An 18,485-nucleotide genomic window follows, 5' to 3' on the forward strand; every position below is an offset into this window, starting at 1 on the left:
CTCAGGCCCCGACCCGCGCGACGGTGAGGTCGCGGGCCCGCGCGTAGCGCGCCCGGACCTCGGGGGTCGGGTCGGCGTCGAACGACTCGACCTGCGCCGCGTCCCACTCCGGCAGCGTCCCGGTCAGCACCCAGGCGGCCTGCCGGGCCGCGCCGTCGGCGACGTACTCGCCCGGCGTGGGCCGCAGCACCGGCCGCCCGAACACCGCGGGCGCGATGCCGGCCACCGCGTCGGAGCGGGCGCCGCCCCCGACCAGGAACACCCGCCGCACCGGCACGCCGGCCTCGACCAGGGCGTCGAGGGCGTCGGCGAGCCCGCACAGCAGCCCCTCGACCGAGGCGCGCGCGAGGTGCGCCGGGGTGGCGGTGCCGAGCGTGACCCCGTGCAGGGCGCCGGTGGAGTCGGGCCGGTTGGGGGTGCGCTCGCCCTCCAGGTAGGGCACCAGCACGAGCCCGCCGGACCCGGCGGGCGCGGACAGCGCGAGGCGCGCCAGCGCGGCGTGGTCGACGCCCAGCAGCGCACCCGCGGCGTCGAGCACCCGCGCCGCGTTGAGCGTGCACACCAGCGGCAGGTGCTCGCCGGTGGCGGAGGCGAACCCGGCGACGATCCCGGTGGCGTCCGCCGTGGGGGTGGGGCTGACCGCCGACACCACCCCCGAGGTGCCCAGCGACACCACGACGTCACCGGTGCGCGCCCCCAGCCCCAGCGCGGCACCGGCGTTGTCGCCCGCGCCCGGCCCGAGCAGCACGCCGTCGGGGGTGCGGCCCGCGGCCTCGCCGGGACCCAGCACCCGCGGCAGCCGGACGTCGGAGCGGCCGAAGGCGCGTTCCAGCAGGTCGAGGCGGTAGCCGTCGGATCCCCAGTAGCCGGTGCCGGAGGCGTCGGAGCGGTCGGTGACCAGGTCGTCGAGCGCGCCGGTGCCGCGCAGCCGCCAGGTCAGCCAGTCGTGCGGCAGGCACACCGCCGCGGTGGCCGCGGCGTGGTCGGGCTCGTGCGTGGCCAGCCAGCGCAGCTTGCTGGCGGTGATCGAGGCGACGGGCACGCTGCCGGTCGCGTCGGCCCACGCCTGCGCGCCCAGCTCGGCGACCAGGTCGTCGGCGGCGGCGGCCGAGCGGGTGTCGTTCCACAGCAGGGCGGGGCGGACGACCTCACCGGACCCCGACAGGCACACCATCCCGTGCTGCTGCCCGGCGACGGCGACCGCCTCGACGCCGTCGAGCCCGCCGGCCCGGTCGAGCGCCTCCTGCAACGCCGCCCACCAGGCGTCGGGGTGGACCTCGGTGCCCGACGGGTGCGGCGCCCGCCCGTGGCGCACCGGCGCACCCGTGTCGGCGTCACGGATCACGACGGTGCACGACTGCGTCGAGGAGTCGACGCCGGCGACGAGGCTCACCGCGCCCCCATCAGGTGCTCCACCGCCAGCTGGCCGAGCCTGCCGAAGCCGTAGCCCCGCTCGCCGGCCTTGTCGACGTCGAAGTCCTCGAACGCGGAACGGTCGGCGGCCAGGTCGGCCAGCGTCTCGCCCGCGTTCAGCGTGGGCGTCGAGAGCTCCGCGACGCCGGCCGTGGCCAGCGCCTGCTGCACCTCGGGATCGGCGCGGAAGGCGGCGGCCCGCTCGCGCAGCAGCAGGTAGGTGCGCATGTTGGCCGCAGCGGAGTCCCAGACGCCGGCGACGTCCTCGGTGCGCAGCGGCTTGTAGTCGAAGTGCCGCGGGCCGTCGTAGGCCGGAGCCCCGCCCACCCCGCCGTGCTCGATGAGGTCGACGAGGGAGAACGCGTTGATCAGGTCGCCGTGGCCGAAGATCAGGTCCTGGTCGTACTTGATGCCGCGCTGGCCGTTGAGGTCGAGGTGGAACAGCTTGCCCGCCCACAGCGCCTGCGCGATGCCCGCCGAGTAGTTGAGCCCGGCCATCTGCTCGTGCCCGACCTCGGGGTTCACGCCCACGATGTCACCGTGCTCCAGCTCGGCGATGAACGCCAGCGCGTGCCCGACCGTGGGCAGCAGGATGTCGCCGCGCGGCTCGTTGGGCTTGGGCTCGATCGCGAAGCGGATGCCGTAGCCCTGCTCCTTGACGTACGCCGCGAGGGTGTCGATGCCCTCGCGGTAGCGGTCGAGCGCGGCCCGGATGTCCTTGCCGGAGTCGACCTCGGCGCCCTCCCGGCCGCCCCAGAACACGTAGGTCGACGCGCCCAGCTCCGCCGCCAGGTCGAGGTTGCGCAGGATCTTGCGCAGCGCGAACCGGCGCACGCCCCGGTCGTTGCTGGTGAACGCCCCGTCCTTGAACACGGGGTGGGTGAAGGTGTTGGTGGTCATCATCGGGACCACCAGCCCGGTCTCGTCGAGCGCGGCGCGGAAGCGGGCGACGATGCGCGCGCGCTCGTCGGGCGACGACCCGAACGGGATCAGGTCGTCGTCGTGGAACGTGACGCCCCACGCGCCGAGGTCGGAGAGCCGGTGCACCGACTCGACGGGGTCGAGCCAGGGCCGCGTGGCGGTGCCGAACGGGTCGGCGGCGGGCCAGCCGACGGTCCAGAGCCCGAAACTGAAGTGGTCGTCACGAGTCGGCTGCACCATCGGGAAACCCTTTGTTCGATCATCGTACAAACTCGTCCACGGTAGCGTGCCCGGCGTGCGTCTGGCTACGTGGAACGTGAACTCCGCCCTCGTCCGGCTGCCCCGGCTGCTGCCCTGGCTCGACGAGCGCGCCCCCGACGTCGTCTGCCTGCAGGAGACGAAGCTGTCCGACGAGGCGTTCGCCGAGGCCTTCGACGCCCCGCTCAAGGAGCGCGGCTACGAGGTCGCGCACGTGGGGGAGGGGCGCTGGAACGGCGTGGCGCTGCTGTCGCGCGTCGGCCTGGAGGACGTCCGGCGCGCGCTGCCCGCAGCGCCCTCCTTCCAGGACGCCGTCGAGGCCCGCGCCGTCACCGCCACCTGCGGCGGGCTGCGTGTCACGTCGGTCTACGTGCCCAACGGCCGCACCCCCGACGACCCGCACTACGCCTACAAGCTGGAATGGCTGGCCGCGCTCGCCGCGTCGGTGGACGATCCGGGCCACACGGTGATCGCCGGTGACGTCAACATCGCCCCCACCGACGACGACGTGTGGGACCCGGCCCAGTTCGTCGACTCCACCCACGTGACGCCGGCCGAGCGCGGTGCGCTGGCGACGCTGCGCGACCTGGGCCTGTCCGACGTCGTCCGCGACCGCTGGCCCACCGAGCGCGTCTTCAGCTACTGGGACTACCGCGCCGGGCGCTTCCACCAGGACCTCGGCATGCGCATCGACCTGGTGCTCGCCGGGGCCGACCCGGCGGGGCGCGTGCGGGCCGCCTGGGTCGACCGCCACGCCCGCAAGGGCAAGGGCCCCAGCGACCACGCGCCCGTGATCGTCGACCTGGACACCGCCCCGGACGGCGACATCGGCCCGGTCGTCCCGCCGCCGTCGGCGCCCCGGCGCCGCTGACCCGCCGCCGTCGGCGCCCCGGCCGGCCCCTACTCGACCGCCGCCCGTCCCGCCACCACCGCACCGGCGACGGCGAGCCCGGCGAGCGCGGCCATCAGCACCGGGAGCGCCGCGGCCGGGGTACCGAGCAGCGCCAGCAGTGCCCCGCCCGCGCCGACGGTCGTGGCGACCATGAGGCCGTCGGTGATCTGCGCGGCGGAGGTGTGGAACCCGACCTGCCCGGCGGGCGACCCGCTGAGCAGCAGATAGGACACCGACGAGAAGCCCAGCCCCATCCCGGCCCCGGCGACGATCCAGAACGGCACCGCGAGCCAGGCCACCCCCCACTCGGGGACGACCAGCCCGATCCCGCCCACCCCGACGGCGAGCAGCACGAAGCCCGTGCGCAGCAGCCGGGCCCGGGGGACGTCCGGGCGCCGGCCCTGCCAGGCCGCCGCGCCCGACCAGCCCAGCGCGCCCAGCACCAGCGGGATCCCGGCCGCGGTGAGCGTCCAGCCGTGGGTGTCGGTGAGCACCAGCGGCAGGTAGGAGTTGACGCCGAAGAAGGTGCCCGCGAGCAGACCCCGGGAGGCGATGACGGTCGGCACCCCCCGGCCCGCCCGGAACACCCCCCGCGGCAGCAGCACCCGCAGCGACGGCACCAGCACCAGGACCGCGGCGACGGCGACCCCGGCCGCGACGGACCCCGGGTTCTGCGCGGAAGGGTCCTGGGCGGACAGGTTCTGGGCGGCCCAGCTCAGCGCCGACACCCCTACCGCGGCCCCCAGGGCGGCCGCCGCGGTGCCGCGGCGGCCGGGCGCCGGTGCCGCGGGCGGGCCGAGCGGGCGCACGGCCGGCACCACCAGCGCCGTCGCGACGAACACCAGCGGCACCAGCCCGAGGAACACCCAGTGCCACGACACCGTCTCGGTGACGAACCCCGAGACCGGCGGCCCCAGCAGCGCGGGCAGCACCCACGCCGCGGAGATCAGCCCGAACACCGCGGGCCGCAGCGGCTCCGGGTACACCACGGCGATCAGCACGAACACCGACACCGCCAGCGCGCCGGCCCCCAGCCCCTGCAGCACGCGCCCGGCCAGCAGCTGCGCCATGGTGCCCGCCGTCCCCGCCACGACGAGCCCGGCGCCGAACAGCAGCGGCCCGGCGAGCAGCGGGGGACGCGGCCCGGCACGGTCGCACCACCGCCCGCCCAGCACGGTGCCGAGCACGTTGGCGGCGAGGAACGCGACGAACGGCCAGGCGTAGAGGGCCAGCCCGCCGAGGTCGGCCACCAGCGCGGGCATCGTCGTGCCCACCCCCATCGCCTCGAACGCCACGAGGCTGATGAGCAGCACGATCCCGACCGTGGTCGCGCGGCGGGCCGGGCCGAACAGCTCCGAGCGGACGGCGGTGGGTGCGGTCATGGAGGCGATCGTGCTCCCTGAACCCGGGTCGAGGTCAATGCGGTTCCGGCGGCGGGCTCCTCACCTGATCGGTGGATCATGGCCGCCCGGCCCTGCGCGCCCGGCGGGACCCGGCCAGCCTCCGGGGGGTCTCCCCGTCCGCTCCCCGGAGGTCCGTCCCGTGCAGAACCGTTCCCTGACCGCCGCGAGCACGCTCGCCGCGCTCGCGCTCGTCACCGTCACCGCCTGCTCCGCCCCCGCGGCCCCGCCCGCCGGCGACGCCCCCGCCCCGTCGGCCGCCGCCGGTACGAGCGACGCCGGCGCGCAGGGCGCCGCGCTGGGCTCGGCGCTGACCGCCGCGACCGGTCTCGCCGCGCTCGGCGGCCTGGGCCAGGACCAGGGAGCCGGCGACCAGGTCCGCGGGCTGGGCGGCCAGCTCTCCACCGACGCCGAGGCCCTCACCGCGCAGCTCCGCACGCTCGCCGAGGAGCAGGGGGTGGCCGTCACCGACGCCCTCACCCCCGAGCAGCAGGCCCAGCTCGCCGATCTCGGGGCCCGCACCGGCGAGCCGTTCGACCAGGCCTGGCTCAGCGCCGCGGGTGAGGCTCTGGCCCAGGCCCGCAGCGCCGCCGAGGCCGTCCTGGCCTCCCCGGACGCCTCGCCGGAGGCCCGCGAGGCCGCGCAGCAGGCCCTCGACCGCCTCGACGCGCTCGCCGCGACCCTGGCGGGCGCCTCCACCGCGGCCGGGGCCGACGCGCCCACCGCGGTCGACGCGGGCAGCGGCGGCCAGGCCGCGCAGGACACCCCGCTGCTCGCGGTCGCCCTGCTCGGTGGCGGGGTCGCCCTGGTCGGCGGCGCGGCGGCCTGGCGCCGCCGTCAGGTCTCCTGACACCCGCAGGCCGGTGGCCGGTGCGGCTGGTCGCCGGCGCCGGGGTGGCGTGCCTGGTGGCCGGTGGGGCGTTGCTGCTCACCGGCCCCGGCCCGGCCGGGTTCGGACCCGTCCCGGGCACGCCTGTCGCCACCGCCTCGACCGGTGGATCCGACGCGGCCGGCGGGTGGCCGGGCTCCGGCGGCCGGCCGGTCGCAGCCCCGGCTCCCGCAGCCCCGGCCCCCGGATCAGCGGCCCCGGCGTCGGCGGCCCGGCCCTCGGCGACCGCGCTCGTCCCCGTCGAGCTGGCGCTGCCCGGGCGCGGGGTGCGCGCGCCGGTCGTGCCCGTCGGCACCGCCCCGGACGGGACGATGGTGATCCCGGACCCGCCCTCGACGGTCGGCTGGTGGGCCCCCGGGCCGCTGGCGGGCGGCGCGTCGGGCCCCGCGGTGCTGGCCGGGCACGTCGACACCGCCGAGGCGGGGATCGGCGCGCTCGCGGTGCTGCGCGAGGTCGCCCCGGGCGAGGAGGTCGTCGTCCGCGGCGCCGACGGCCGGGAGCTGCGCCACGTCGTCACGGTGCGGCGCGAGTACCGCAAGGCCGACCTCCCGCCGGACCTGTTCACCGCCGACGGCCCGCCGGGCCTGGTCCTCATCACCTGCGGCGGCGCCTTCGACGAGGCCGCGGGCCGCTACGAGGACAACGTCGTGGTGCACGCCGTCCCGGCCTGACCGGTTCGCGCGCCGAACCGGGTCTCGCACGCCCCCGGGGACGCGCGAGACCCGGGAACGCGCGCGAACCCCGGGCCGGCGGGCGCGACCGGACGGGTGCGCGGGGGACGTGGCAATCTGGGCGCCGTGAGCAGCAGCCTCGACTCCCGCACCGAAGCCCCCGAGTCCGCCGTCGTCCGCGAGGCCGCCCTCCGCGCCGCGGCCGCCGCGCCGGGGGTGCGGGCCGCCGGGGGCCCGGCCGTCGACGCCGCGCTGCGCACCGCTGCCACGCTGCTGCGGGAGAAGTCGCCGCTGCTGCTGGAGGCCAATCACGTCGACGTCACCGCGGCCGAGCAGAACGGCATGGCCCCGGGCCTGCTCGACCGGCTGCGGCTCACCCCCGAGCGCCTCGCCGACATGGCCACCCAGCTCGACGTCCTCGCCGCCACTCCGGAGCCCCCGCTGCAGCGCGAGGTCCGGACGCTGCCCACCGGGGAGCGGGTGTTCGAGCGGCGCGTGCCCGTCGGCGTCATCGGGGCGGTGTTCGAGGCCCGGCCCAACGTCACCGTCGACGTCGCCTCGCAGGTGCTCAAGGCCCGCAGCGCCGCGGTGCTGCGGACCGGGGCCGCGGCGCTGGGGTCGGCGACGGCGCTGGTCGAGCTGGTCCTCGCCCCGGCGCTGGAACAGCACGGCGTGCCCGCCGACGCCGTGCAGCTCGTCCCGGTCCCCGGCCACGCGGGTGCCGACGCGCTCGTCGGCCTTCCCGATCTGGTGCCGCTCGTGGTGGTCCGCGGCAGCGGGGAGGTCACCCGCCGGCTGTCCGCGCTGGGGGCCGCCGCGGGCACCCGCGTGCTCGCCCACGCCGACGGCGGCGGCGTGCTCTACCTGCACGCCTCCGCCGACGAGGACGACGTGGCGCGGCTGGTCACCGAGTCGACCGACCGGCTCGGCGTCTGCAACCGCCTCAACCTCCTGCTCATCGACGCCGACGCGCACGACCGCCTCTGGCCGGTCGCCGAGGAGGCGCTCGCCGACCGCGGGATCACCCCCAGCCTCGCCCCGCACGACCACCCGCTCGGCCACGAGTGGGCGCTCGACGCCGGTGCCGAGGCCCACGTGACGGTCGCGACCGTCGACGGCCCGGTCGACGCCGCGCTCACCGCGGTCCGCGAGACCTCCGGGCTGGCCGCCTGCGTCTGCGCCACCGACGCCGACGCCGCCGAGCGGTTCATCGACGCCTACACCGGCACCGGGGTCTTCTGGAACACCACCACGCGCCTGCTCGACGGCTACAAGCTGCTCGGCCTGCCCGAGACCGGCATCAACGTCGACCACACCCCCGGGCCCCGCGGCCCGGTCACCTACGTCGACCTGTCCCTGCGTCAGTTCGTGGTGTTGCCGCCCCACGACTAGATTCGGGCCCGTGCTGCATCGAACGACCCTCGCCAACGGGCTCAGGGTCCTGCTCGTCCCCGATCCCGCCACCCCCGTCGTCGGCGTCGCGGTACACGTCGACGTCGGGTTCCGCTCCGAGCCCGAGGGTCGGACGGGGTTCGCGCACCTGTTCGAGCACCTGATGTTCCAGGGCAGCGAGAGCCTGGAGAAGCTGGCGCACTTCCGGCACGTCCAGGGCTCGGGCGGGGTGTTCAACGGCTCGACCCACCAGGACTACACCGACTACTTCGAGGTGCTGCCCGCCGCGGCGCTGGAGCGGGCGCTGTTCCTGGAGGCCGACCGGCTGCGCGCGCCGAAGCTGACCGAGGAGAACCTGCGCAACCAGGTCGACGTGGTGAAGGAGGAGATCCGCCTCAACGTGCTCAACCGGCCCTACGGCGGGTTCCCCTGGATCCTGCTGCCGCCGGTCCTCTACGACACCTTCCCCAACGCGCACAACGGCTACGGCGACTTCTCCGAGCTGGAGCAGGCCTCCCTCGACGACGCCGCGGCGTTCTTCGACACCTACTACGCGCCGTCCAACGCGCAGGTCACCGTCGCGGGCTTCCTCGACGTCGACGAGACGCTGCGGCTGGTGGAGAAGCACTTCGGCGACATCCCGGCCCGGCCCACGCCCGTGCGCCCCAGCTTCGCCGAGCCGGTACCCGGTGCCGAGCGGCGGCGGTCCGTCCCCGACGCCCACGCCCCGCTGCCCGCGCTGGCCATGGGCTTCCGGCTGCCCGACCCGGCCACCGACCTCGACGGCTACCTCGCCCACATGCTGCTGGCCTCCGTGCTGGGCGAGGGCGAGGCCGCCCGCCTGCAGCGCCGGCTGGTGCACGCCGACGGGCTGGTCACCGACATCTCCGCCGCGGCGGGCCTGATGGGCTCCCTCGACGCCCGCGACCCCGACACCTTCACGGTCACCGCCGTGCACCCGGGCGCCGTCGACCCCGACCGGGTGATCACCGCCGTCGACGAGGAGCTCGACAAGCTGGCCGCGCAGGGCCCGGGGGCCGACGAGCTGTCCCGCCAGGTCGCGCGCTGGTCGGCCGGGGCGCACCAGGAGAACGACCGCGTCATGTACCGCATGCTCGGCCTGGGGGCGCGCGAGCTGCTCTACGGCCGTGCCGAGATCACCGACGAGCTGCCCGGGCGCCTCGCCGCCGTCACCCCCGCCGCCGTGAGCGCCGCCGCGGCGTCGCTGCGCGGTGCGGGTCGCGGCGTGCTGCTGGTGGAGCCGGGCAAGGGAGAGAACGCATGACGACCGCCACCCACCGCAGCGCGGAGGAGATCGGTCGCACCCCGGCCGGCCCGCGCCCGCTGCCGGAGCTCGGCGTCACCCGCGAGGTGCCGCTGCCCGACGTCGCCGACACGACGCTGCCCAACGGGCTGCGCGTGCTCGTCGCGCGCCGCGCGTCGGTGCCGATGGTGGAGCTGCGCCTGCGGGTGCCCTTCGCCGACCCGGCCCCCGGTTCGGGACACCCGGCGATCGCCGAGCTGCTCTCGGAGACCCTGCTGACGGGCACCGCCACCCGCGACCGCGTCGGCATCGACGACGAGCTCGCGACCGTCGGGGCCGACCTCGGCGCGAGCGTCGACCCGGAGCGGCTGCTCGTGCACGGGTCCGGGCTGGCCGAGGGCCTGCCGGTGATCCTGTCCGTCCTCGCCGACCTGCTCACCGGCGCCACCCACCCCGACCACGAGGTCGCCAGGGAGCGCGAGCGGCTCGTCGAGCGCATCGCGGTGGCCCGCGCCCAGCCGCGGACCATCGCCCGCGAGGCGCTGCAGCGGGTGCGCTTCGGCGACCACCCGATCACCGCCGAGATGCCGACGGCCGAGGCCGTCACCGCGGTGACGGCCGAGCAGGTCCGCGCCACGCACGCCGCGTCGCTGGTGCCGCGCGGCTCCACGCTCACCCTGGTCGGCGACGTCGACCCGGCTGCCGCGACCGCGGCCGTCGAGCGGGCGCTCGGCGGCTGGACCTCGCCCGCGACCGCCCTGGAGCTGGCCGCCCCGCCGTACCCGGCCCCCGGCGACCTCGTGCTGGTGCACCGGCCGGGCTCGGTCCAGTCGCAGCTGCGGCTGTCCGGGCCCGCGGTGCCGCGCGACGACCCCGCCTACGCCGCGCTGCAGCTGGCCAACCTCGTGTTCGGCGGCTACTTCTCCTCGCGCTGGATGGAGAACGTCCGCGAGGACAAGGGCTACACCTACGGCGCGCACTCCGGGCCCGAGTTCATCCCCGGCGGCGCGGTGCTGGGCGTCGACACCGACGTGGCCAGCGACGTCACCGCCGCGGCGCTGCTGGAGACCCGCTACGAGCTGGGGCGGCTGTCCGCGGTGCCGCCCACGGCCGCCGAGATCGAGGCCGCCCGCAGCTACGCCGTCGGCTCGCTGCTGATCTCGCTGGACAACCAGGGCGGCCTGGCGTCCACGATCGCCGGCCTGTCCGCGGTCGGGCTCGGCCTCGACTGGGTGCGCGAGCACCCCGCCCGCCTGCACGCCGTCACCGTCGACGAGGTGGCCGCCGCGGCGCTGCGGTTCTTCGCGCCGTCCGGGTTCACCGGGGTGGTCGTCGGCGACGCCGACGTCATCGGCCCGGGGGTCCGGGCGCTGGGCGGGATCGCCGGGTGACCGGCTTCGAGCTGATCGGCCCGCCGGTCCTGTCCCGCTCGGCCGTCCTGCGCGACGAGCCGCTGCGCACCGACACCGCACGCCAGGTGGCGGGGTGGCCGTCGGCGCAGCTCGTCGTCGTCGACGCCGAGGGGCGCACCCCGGTCGTCTGGGACGACGAGCCGGACGCCGGCTTCCTCGTCGGCGACGCCGGGAGCTGGGACGTCGGCGGCGGCGCCCGGCTCCGGACCCGCCCCACCACCGGCGACGCCCCGCCGCCCGGCGCGGTGCTGCTGGGCGAGCGCGACGGCGTCGCGTACTGGGCGGTGCGGGGCAAACCCGACCTGGCCGCGGGCGACGACCCCGCCGAGTGGGCCGACCTGCGGATGACCGGCGCCGTCCTCGACGCACTGGGCGCCGGCCTGTTCACCACCGCCGTCGCCGCGCTGAACTGGCACGACTCCGCCGGCTTCTGCTCCCGCGACGGCTCCCCGATGCACCCCGGCAACGCCGGCTGGCACCGGCACTGCGAGGCGGCGGCGCACGAGGAGTACCCGCGCACCGATCCCGCCGTCATCTGCCTGGTGCACGACGGCGGCAGCGGGCCCGACGCGCGCGTGCTGCTCGCCCGCCAGCCGGTGTGGCCGCAGCGGCGCTACTCGGTGCTCGCCGGGTTCGTCGAGGCGGGGGAGTCGCTGGAGGCGTGCGTGCTCCGCGAGATCCACGAGGAGGTCGGCGCCACCGTCCGCGACATCCGGTACCTGGGCAGCCAGTCGTGGCCGTTCCCGCGGAGCCTGATGGTCGGCTTCCACGCCGTCGCCGACCCCGACGTCCCCCTCGTCCCCGCCGACGGCGAGATCGCCGAGGCGTTCTGGGCCACCAGGGCCGACGTCCGGGTGGCACTGGGCGAGGGCGACTGGGCGGCGACGACGGAGGCGGAGTTCCTGCTGCCCGGCAAGGTCAGCATCGCCCGCAGCATGATCGAGTCCTGGGCCGCCCAGTAGTCCACACCCCGCGGCACCGTGCACACCGCACGGTCGCCGTGCACATGTCCCGGCGTGTGCACGGCGACACCGCGGTGTGCAGGGTCCGGGGTTATCCACAGGCGCGGGGTCGGGGGCTGGCCGGGGGCGGATCGCCCGGCCAGGCTGGCCCGATGGATCTGCGGACGCGGGGCCGGCTCCTCGCCGAGGGATACTCCGAGCGCGAGCTGCGCCGGATGCTGCGCACGGGGGAGCTCTGCCCGGTCCGACCGGGTGCCTACGTGTTCGGTGGCGCCCCGCCCGACCTGATCGCCCGGCACCTGCTGCAGGTGCGCGCCGCCTGCGAGCAGCTCTCCGGCCACGCGGTCGTCAGCCACGCGTCCGCGGCCGTCGTGCACGGCGTCGCGCTGTGGGCGGTCCCGCTCGACCACGTGCACGTGACGAGGAGCAGGCGCAGCTCCGGTGCCCGCCGCGGCCGCCGCGTGCACGTGCACTGCGCCGCCCTCGACGCCGACGAGGTGGTCATGGTCGACGGCCTCCGGGTCACGTCGGTGGAACGCACGCTCGTCGACCTCGCCCGGACCGTGCCGTTCGAACAGGCGGTCGTCGCGGCGGACTCGGCGCTGCACCGACACCTGACGAACCGTGCCGCGCTCGACCTGGCCTCGGCCCGCCGATCCCGCCTGCCCGGGATGCCGGCGGCCCGACGGGCACTGGCCTTCGCGGACGCGCGCAGCGCCAGCCCGGGGGAGTCGCGCAGCCGGGTGGTGATCGCGCGGGCCGGGCTGCCGGTGCCGGTGCTGCAGTGGGAGGTGCGCACGACGTCGGGGCTGTTCGTCGGCCGGGTCGATTTCGGCTGGCCCGAGCTGCGCACCGTCGGCGAGTTCGACGGCCGCGTCAAGTACGGGCGTGAGCTGCGGCCCGGCCGGGACCCGGTGGAGGTGCTGTACGAGGAGAAGTGCCGGGAGGACGAGCTCCGGGCCGAGGACCTCGGGATGGTCCGCTGGGGGTGGGTCGATCTCGACCGGTTCGCGCCGGTCGCACAGCGCCTGCGCGATCGGTACCGCCCGTGCTGATCCACCGTGCACACCGCACGGTCGCCGTGCACACGTGATGACGTGTGCACGGCGACCGGTGGGTGTGCATCCTCAGGCGGCGAGCTTCTGCTGCACCTGGGTCAGGGTGGGGTTCGTGGCCGTCGTGTCGTCCGGGAAGCGGATGACGGGGACCGTCTGGTTGCCGCCGTTGACGCCCTCGACGAACTTCGCCGCGTCGGGGTCGCGCTCGATGTCGATCTCCTCGTAGGCGATGCCGGCCTGGTCGAGCTGCAGCTTGAGGCGCCGGCAGTAGCCGCACCACGTGGTCGAGTACATCGTCACCTGGGACATGTCCCCCTCAACCGTGCGGTGGGCGCGGGTCTTCCCGCCGCGGGTGTCAGGATGGTCGCGTGCGTGATTCGGGTCTGGACGACGAGCAGCGGGCCGCGGTCACCGCCCCCCGGGGCCCCGTGTGCGTCCTGGCGGGAGCGGGCACCGGCAAGACCCGCACGATCACCCGCCGCATCGCGCACCTGGTGAGCACCGGGCACGTGGCCCCGGGCCAGGTCCTCGCGGTCACGTTCACGGCGCGCGCGGCGGGGGAGATGCGCACCCGCCTGCGGACGCTGGGCGTCTCCGGCGTGCAGGCCCGCACGTTCCACGCCGCGAGCCTGCGCCAGCTGCGCTACTTCTGGCCGCGGGTCGTCGGCGGCGACCAGTGGCAGCTGCTGGAGGGCAAGCTGCGGATCGTCGGGCAGGCCGCCGCACGGCTCAAGGCCGGCACCGACGCGGCCTCCCTGCGCGACTTCGCCGGCGAGATCGAGTGGGCCAAGGCCTGCCTGGTCACCCCGGACGCCTACCCGGCCGAGGTCGCGCGCCGCAGCCGCGACATCCCGGGGCCCGCCGAGCAGGTCGCCGCCGTCTACGCCGGGTACGAGGCGCTGAAGAACCGTGCCGAGATGCTCGACTTCGACGACCTGCTGCTGCACACCGCCGCCGCGCTGGAGGAGCACGCGGACGTCGCCGAGGAGTTCCGCGACCGCTACCGCTGCTTCGTCGTCGACGAGTACCAGGACGTCACGCCCCTGCAGCAGCGCGTCCTGGACGCCTGGCTCGGCGAGCGCGACGACCTCACCGTCGTCGGCGACGCCAACCAGACGATCTACACCTTCGCCGGCGCCACCCCGCGCCACCTGCTCGACTTCCCGCGCCGCTTCCCCGAGGCCGTCGTGGTGCGGCTGCAGCGCGACTACCGCTCCACCCCGCAGGTCGTGTCGTGCGCCAACACCCTCATCGGTGCGGCGCGCGGCCGGGCGGCGGGGAGCAGGCTCGCGCTGGTCGGGCAGCTGCCGCCCGGGCCGGAGCCCGACTTCACCGAGTACGACGACGAGCCTGCCGAGGCCGCCGCCGTCGCCGGGCAGATCCGCCGCCTCGTCGACGACGGCACCCCGGCCGGCGAGATCGCCGTGCTGTTCCGGATCAACGCGCAGTCGCAGGCCTACGAGCAGGCGCTCACCGAGGCCGGCGTGCCGTTCCAGGTGCGCGGCGGGGAGCGGTTCTTCTCCCGCCCCGAGGTGCGCAGGGCGATGAGCGCGCTGCGCATGGCGGGCGGGCGCACCGACCCCCTCGTCGATGCGGTGCGCGAGGTGCTGGCGCCCGTCGGGCTGACGCACGAGCCGCCCGGCGGTGCGGCGCAGCGGGCGCAGTGGGAGTCGCTGCTGGCGATCGTCGAGCTGGCCGAGCAGCTCGTCGCCGACGAGCCCGACGCCGACGTGCGCCGCTTCTGCACCGAGCTCGACGTCCGCGCCGACGCCGCGCACCCGCCCGCCGTCCAGGGCGTCACGCTGGCGTCGCTGCACGCGGCGAAGGGCCTGGAGTGGGACGTGGTGTTCCTCGTCGGGCTGGCGGACGGCACCCTGCCCATCCAGCACGCCGACGGTGACGACGCCGCGATCGAGGAGGAGCGCCGCCTGCTCTACGTCGGGGTGACCCGTGCGCGCCGACGCCTCGCGCTGTCCTGGGCACTGACCCGCCAGCCCGGCGGCGCGCGCAAGCGGCGCCGCAGCCGGTTCCTGCACGGCCTGATCCCCGACACCCACCCGGCGTCGCGGATCGCCGCGGTCTCCGGTGGCACGGGGACCAAGCCGAGATGCCGCGTGTGCGGCGCCCCGCTGCTCGGGATCGACGCGCTGAAGATGCGGCGCTGCGGCGACTGCCCGTCCGACGTCGACACCGAGCTGCTCGACCGGCTGCGCGGCTGGCGCGCCGAGGAGGCCAGGGAGCAGCAGGTCCCGGCCTACGTCGTGTTCACCGACGCCACCCTGACGGCGATCGCCGAGCACCGCCCCACCGACAGCGCCGCGCTCGTGTCGATCCCCGGCATCGGGGCCCGCAAGCTCGACCGCTACGGGCCGGCGGTTCTGGCCCTGGTCAGCGACGCCTGAGGCGGCCCGCGAAAAGTTCTCCGTAAATAGGTTGCCCACCCCGTCGGGGTATCCCTAACGTGTCTCCACGACGGACTGCGCCAGCCCGTTCCTCACCACGACCATCCGCAGAGGAGGTGCCCACGATGATCACGACGATGTCCTTCGTCCCCGTCCACGGCACCCGTCTGTGGACCGAGGCCGCCTTCGTGCCGGTCGGCCGCGCGCGCGTCGCGAAGCCGCGCCCGTCGGTCGTCACGCTCGGTGGGATCGATCTCGACAACAGCACAGGTATGTCCGCGGTGAGGTGTCGTCTCAGGTAGACGCCGACACGCACCGGCAGCAGTTCAGAGCCGCGGACCCGTACAGGGTTCGCGGCTCTTGTGTTTTCCGGAAGCAGTACGAGTACCAGGAGGTAGTGCGGTGCTAGTCCGATCAGTTCCGTTGGACGGCGGAGCGATCAACCCCGACCGGTCGGGTGGCGACCCCGCCTCCCCGCCGGGGTCCTTACTGGCCCTGCTCGACGAGGACCAGGGGCGACCCCGCGCCGGGCTGGACCTGCCCTGTCGCTCCGGCGACGCCGACCTGTGGTTCGCCGAGGCTCCCGCGGAGCTGGAGCGGGCCAAGGGCCTGTGCGGGGCGTGCCCGGTCCGGGTCGAATGCCTGGCCGGCGCGCTGGCGCGCGAGGAGCCGTGGGGGGTGTGGGGCGGCGAGATCTTCGAGCGCGGCGCCGTCATCCCGCGCAAGCGGCCCCGCGGCCGACCCAGCAAGGCCGACCTGGCCCGCGACCGCGCGTTCGCCGCGGCCACGGCCTGACCAGCACAGACACCCCGAGGAGACGACCGATCATGACCCTGAGCCCCTTCCCCTCCGCCATCCGCACCGACATCCCGGGAGACGCGATGTTGCTCATGAACGAAGCACTGGCCCGATCCCGACAGCGGGAGGCCGAACAGGCCGCACGTGAGCACGCGCTGGCCCGCAGCCTGGTGGCCGGCCGGAGGTGGTCGCGCCTCGCGGCCTACGCCGCCCGCCGCGCCGAGCGCGCGCGTCTCGCGGCGCGGTAGCCCACGACCCGCGGCACCCTCTGCGCGGTGCCGCCCCGATACCGACGGCGCCCCGGTCCTCCCGTGACCGGGGCGCCGTCGGCGCGTCAGCCCGCGTCCTCGGCGAAGATCCAGGGCTGCCAGCGGCGGACGATCCCGCGCAGCGGCACGTCGGTGTCGAGTTGGCAGAGCACACCGAGCGTGCCCATCGTGACGCGGTGGATCAGCAGGTACTGCGGCGGCAGGTTCAGCTCGCGGCCGGTGTTGAACTGCGGGCTGCGCAGGTCGCCGACGCGCTCGGCCTGGCTCTGCAGCCACTTGCGGTCGAAGCGGAACGACTCGGTGTGCAGCGGCTCGGTGAACGGCGAGAGGTAGGCGACGGCGTCGGCCGCGGTGAGGGCCGACCCGTTCCGGATGAACCCCTCCCTGCGGAGCAGGTCGAGCAGCTCGTCGGGCCGGTCGGCCAGCGCGAGGCGCACCATCTCCGACAGCGGGCGCGGCATCCCGTCGGGCAGCCGCGCGACCGCGCCGAAGTCGATGACCATGAGCCGGCCGTCGTCGAGGAGCTGGAAGTTGCCCGGGTGCGGGTCGGCGTGCAGCAGCCCCACCCGCTCGGGCGAGGCATAGAGGAACTCCGAGAGCTGCGTGGCGGCGTGGTCGCGCTCGGCCTGCGTGCCCCGGGCGATGACGTCGGAGAGCTTCCGCCCGGTGACCCACTCGGTGACCATCGCCTTCGGCGCCGACGCCACGACCCGCGGCACCTTCACCTGCGGGTCGCCGTCGTAGGCGGCGGCGAAGGCGCGCTGGTTGTCGGCCTCGTCGCGGTAGTCGAGCTCCTCGGCCATCCGGTCCTGCAGCTCGGTGATCAGCGGCCGGATCTCCAGGCCGGGCAGGAACGGCTGCATCAGCCTGCTCATCCGCGAGAGCTGGCGCAGGTCGGACAGCAGCGCCTGCTCCGCGCCCGGGTACTGCACCTTGACGGCGACCTCGCGCCCGTCCCGCCACACGGCCCGGTGCACCTGACCGATGCTGGCGGCCGCGGCCGGGGTGTCGTCGAACTCGGCGAACCGGGCGCGCCAGTTGCGCCCGAACTGCTCGGCGAGCATCCGGTCGACGTCGCGCGGGGGCATCGGCGGCGCGGCCGACTGCAGCTTGACCAGCGACTCCCGGAACGGCGCGGCGTACTCCTCGGGCACCGCGGCCTCGAACACCGACAGGGCCTGGCCGAACTTCATCGCCCCGCCCTTGAGCTCGCCCAGCACCGCGAACAGCTGCTCGGCACTGCGCTGCATCATCTGGGCGGAGATCTCGTCGCCGTCGCCGCCGGCGAGCCGGCGACCCCAGCCCGCGGCGACCCGCCCCGCCGCCCCGAGCGGGAGACTGGCGAGCTTGGCGGTGCGCGCGGCCGTACGCCGTGGGATGTCCGTCACGGCTCCAGTCTCCCCCGAGCCGGGCCCGCCCCGCATGTCGCCGGGGGGTGTCGCGGGCCACCGCAGGTGCAGTCCGGGTGCCGCGACCAGCGCCGCGTGGCCAGCGTCGCGGCCGTCACGTCGATCTCGACGGTGGCGTCCAGCACGGCGGGCGCGGCCGTGTCGTCGAGCGCGGCGAGGGCCTGGGCGGTGCCGAGGGCGGCGGTGGCCGCGACGCACGCCGGGTCGGCCCGGCCGGTCGCCCCGACGAGCTGGGTCGCGACGCCCGGCCAGCCCGGCTCACGGGCGGCGCGGTGCAGGTCGAGGCAGCGCAGGCAGGCCGAGCGCCCGGGCAGCACCAGCGGCCCCACGACCCCCACGCCGTCGCGCAGCCGGACCGCCAGGTGCGCGACGCCGTCGCCGAGCAGCCGCTGCTCCCGCTGCGGCGGGACGGCCTGCGCGTCGGCGAGCACGACGAGGTCGGGCGCGAGCCGCTGCGGCGCAGCGGTGACGACGGTGCCGGGCACCAACCGGGCGGCGGCCCGCGCCACCGCCCGTTCCCGCCGCACACCGCGGTCGGCCTCGATCAGGCCGGTGCCGAGGTCGGCGGAGCCGACGGTGCCGCCCGCCTCGACGTGCACCGAGCCGACGCCCGCCCGCGCCAACCCGGTGACGACGCCCGCGGCGAGCGGACCGTCGCCCACGACCAGTACGACGTGGTGGGCCCGCCGCCCCGTGACCCGCCGGGCCGCGGCCGCGTCGACCACGGCGCCGTGCGCGAGCAGCACCTCCAGCAGCTCGACGGCCGCCGCGCGGTCGGCGCCGCGGCGCTCGGCGCGGTCGAGCAGTGCCGCGGGGCCGACGGGGGAGTCGAGCTCGTCGAGCATCAGCGCGAGCGGCGGGTCGAGGTCGTCGACGACGAGCCCGCGGTCCGGGCACAGGCCCAGCCGCCGCGAGCGGGACCCCAGCGGCAGCAGGGAGCGGTGCGGTGCCAGGGAGATCAGCGCGGGCAGCGGGGGCATGCCGCCGAGCGTGCCCGGAACGGCGGCCCCGGCGCGCGGACCATCCACAACCGGGCCCACCGACCTGTGGACAACCCGCTCCGTCGTCCGGACGT

The 18,485-nt window shown here is 76.1% G+C and carries 18 protein-coding genes; 12 read left to right on the forward strand and 6 right to left on the reverse strand.

Features of this window, described 5'->3' with window-relative positions; translation table 11 throughout:
• Position 1: 1 nt before the first annotated feature.
• Together PHY01_RS22390 and xylA are read right to left on the reverse strand one after the other, a co-directional pair.
• Positions 2-1,393 (reverse strand): xylulokinase, encoded by a 1,392-nt coding sequence (locus PHY01_RS22390; protein WP_141281559.1) that lies wholly within the window; start codon positions 1,391-1,393, stop codon positions 2-4.
• Positions 1,390-2,574: a xylose isomerase gene (xylA, locus tag PHY01_RS22395; protein WP_141281561.1), complete on the reverse strand. Its 1,185-nt coding sequence runs from the start codon at positions 2,572-2,574 to the stop codon at positions 1,390-1,392. Before xylA ends, PHY01_RS22390 begins: the two co-directional genes overlap by 4 nt.
• Positions 2,575-2,629: 55 nt before the next feature.
• On the opposite strand from xylA, the gene PHY01_RS22400 reads away from it, so the two are divergent.
• On the forward strand, positions 2,630-3,463 hold the full coding sequence (locus PHY01_RS22400) for an exodeoxyribonuclease III (protein WP_141281563.1): 834 nt from the start codon (positions 2,630-2,632) through the stop codon (positions 3,461-3,463).
• Positions 3,464-3,492: 29 nt separating this feature from the next.
• Here the strand turns inward: PHY01_RS22400 and PHY01_RS22405 are convergent, their stop codons facing one another.
• On the reverse strand, positions 3,493-4,866 hold the full coding sequence (locus PHY01_RS22405) for an MFS transporter (protein ID WP_141281565.1): 1,374 nt from the start codon (positions 4,864-4,866) through the stop codon (positions 3,493-3,495).
• A gap of 160 nt (positions 4,867-5,026) precedes the next feature.
• Here PHY01_RS22405 and PHY01_RS22410 point away from each other — a divergent pair, with 160 nt between their 5' ends.
• From PHY01_RS22410 to PHY01_RS22440, 7 genes are all read left to right on the forward strand, one after another.
• Positions 5,027-5,734 carry a DUF4142 domain-containing protein gene (locus PHY01_RS22410; protein WP_170183930.1) on the forward strand — a complete coding sequence of 236 codons (708 nt, stop codon included), beginning with the start codon at positions 5,027-5,029 and terminating at the stop codon, positions 5,732-5,734.
• Between the two features lie 20 nt (positions 5,735-5,754).
• Positions 5,755-6,444, forward strand: a complete 690-nt coding sequence (locus tag PHY01_RS22415; RefSeq protein WP_170183931.1) for a class F sortase — start codon at positions 5,755-5,757, stop codon at positions 6,442-6,444.
• A 126-nt stretch (positions 6,445-6,570) separates the two neighbouring features.
• Positions 6,571-7,836, forward strand: coding sequence for an aldehyde dehydrogenase family protein (locus PHY01_RS22420; RefSeq protein WP_170183932.1), 1,266 nt, complete (start codon positions 6,571-6,573; stop codon positions 7,834-7,836).
• 10 nt (positions 7,837-7,846) lie between these two features.
• A complete protein-coding gene (locus tag PHY01_RS22425; protein WP_141281571.1) occupies positions 7,847-9,121 on the forward strand; it encodes a M16 family metallopeptidase in 1,275 nt (424 codons plus the stop codon).
• Positions 9,118-10,491: a M16 family metallopeptidase gene (locus PHY01_RS22430; RefSeq protein WP_141281572.1), complete on the forward strand. Its 1,374-nt coding sequence runs from the start codon at positions 9,118-9,120 to the stop codon at positions 10,489-10,491. Before PHY01_RS22425 ends, PHY01_RS22430 begins: the two co-directional genes overlap by 4 nt.
• Positions 10,488-11,474: an NAD(+) diphosphatase gene (gene nudC / locus PHY01_RS22435; protein ID WP_141281574.1), complete on the forward strand. Its 987-nt coding sequence runs from the start codon at positions 10,488-10,490 to the stop codon at positions 11,472-11,474. Before PHY01_RS22430 ends, nudC begins: the two co-directional genes overlap by 4 nt.
• A 152-nt stretch (positions 11,475-11,626) precedes the next feature.
• Entirely contained in the window at positions 11,627-12,529 is a 903-nt protein-coding gene (locus PHY01_RS22440) for a type IV toxin-antitoxin system AbiEi family antitoxin (protein WP_141281576.1), read from the forward strand.
• 72 nt (positions 12,530-12,601) lie between these two features.
• Here the strand turns inward: PHY01_RS22440 and PHY01_RS22445 are convergent, their stop codons facing one another.
• Positions 12,602-12,841, reverse strand: a complete 240-nt coding sequence (locus PHY01_RS22445; RefSeq protein WP_141281578.1) for a mycoredoxin — start codon at positions 12,839-12,841, stop codon at positions 12,602-12,604.
• A gap of 59 nt (positions 12,842-12,900) precedes the next feature.
• On the opposite strand from PHY01_RS22445, the gene PHY01_RS22450 reads away from it, so the two are divergent.
• From PHY01_RS22450 to PHY01_RS22460, 4 genes are all read left to right on the forward strand, one after another.
• The gene (locus tag PHY01_RS22450; protein WP_141281580.1) at positions 12,901-14,934 is read left to right on the forward strand and encodes an ATP-dependent DNA helicase UvrD2; all 2,034 of its coding nucleotides are present in this window, start codon (positions 12,901-12,903) and stop codon (positions 14,932-14,934) included.
• A gap of 125 nt (positions 14,935-15,059) precedes the next feature.
• Positions 15,060-15,236, forward strand: a complete 177-nt coding sequence (locus PHY01_RS26700; RefSeq protein ID WP_170183933.1) for a hypothetical protein — start codon at positions 15,060-15,062, stop codon at positions 15,234-15,236.
• A gap of 187 nt (positions 15,237-15,423) precedes the next feature.
• Positions 15,424-15,729, forward strand: a complete 306-nt coding sequence (locus PHY01_RS22455) for a WhiB family transcriptional regulator (protein WP_141281628.1) — start codon at positions 15,424-15,426, stop codon at positions 15,727-15,729.
• Positions 15,730-15,761: 32 nt separating this feature from the next.
• A complete protein-coding gene (locus PHY01_RS22460; RefSeq protein WP_141281582.1) occupies positions 15,762-15,980 on the forward strand; it encodes a hypothetical protein in 219 nt (72 codons plus the stop codon).
• Between the two features lie 86 nt (positions 15,981-16,066).
• Here the strand turns inward: PHY01_RS22460 and PHY01_RS22465 are convergent, their stop codons facing one another.
• Positions 16,067-17,389, reverse strand: coding sequence for an ABC1 kinase family protein (locus PHY01_RS22465; RefSeq protein ID WP_170183934.1), 1,323 nt, complete (start codon positions 17,387-17,389; stop codon positions 16,067-16,069).
• Positions 17,386-18,390 (reverse strand): hypothetical protein, encoded by a 1,005-nt coding sequence (locus PHY01_RS22470; protein ID WP_141281586.1) that lies wholly within the window; start codon positions 18,388-18,390, stop codon positions 17,386-17,388. Before PHY01_RS22470 ends, PHY01_RS22465 begins: the two co-directional genes overlap by 4 nt.
• Between the last annotated feature and the right edge of the window lie 95 nt (positions 18,391-18,485).

The organism is Pseudonocardia hydrocarbonoxydans (genome assembly GCF_006539565.1).
In the GTDB taxonomy this organism is placed as follows: Bacteria; Actinomycetota; Actinomycetes; order Mycobacteriales; family Pseudonocardiaceae; genus Pseudonocardia; species Pseudonocardia hydrocarbonoxydans.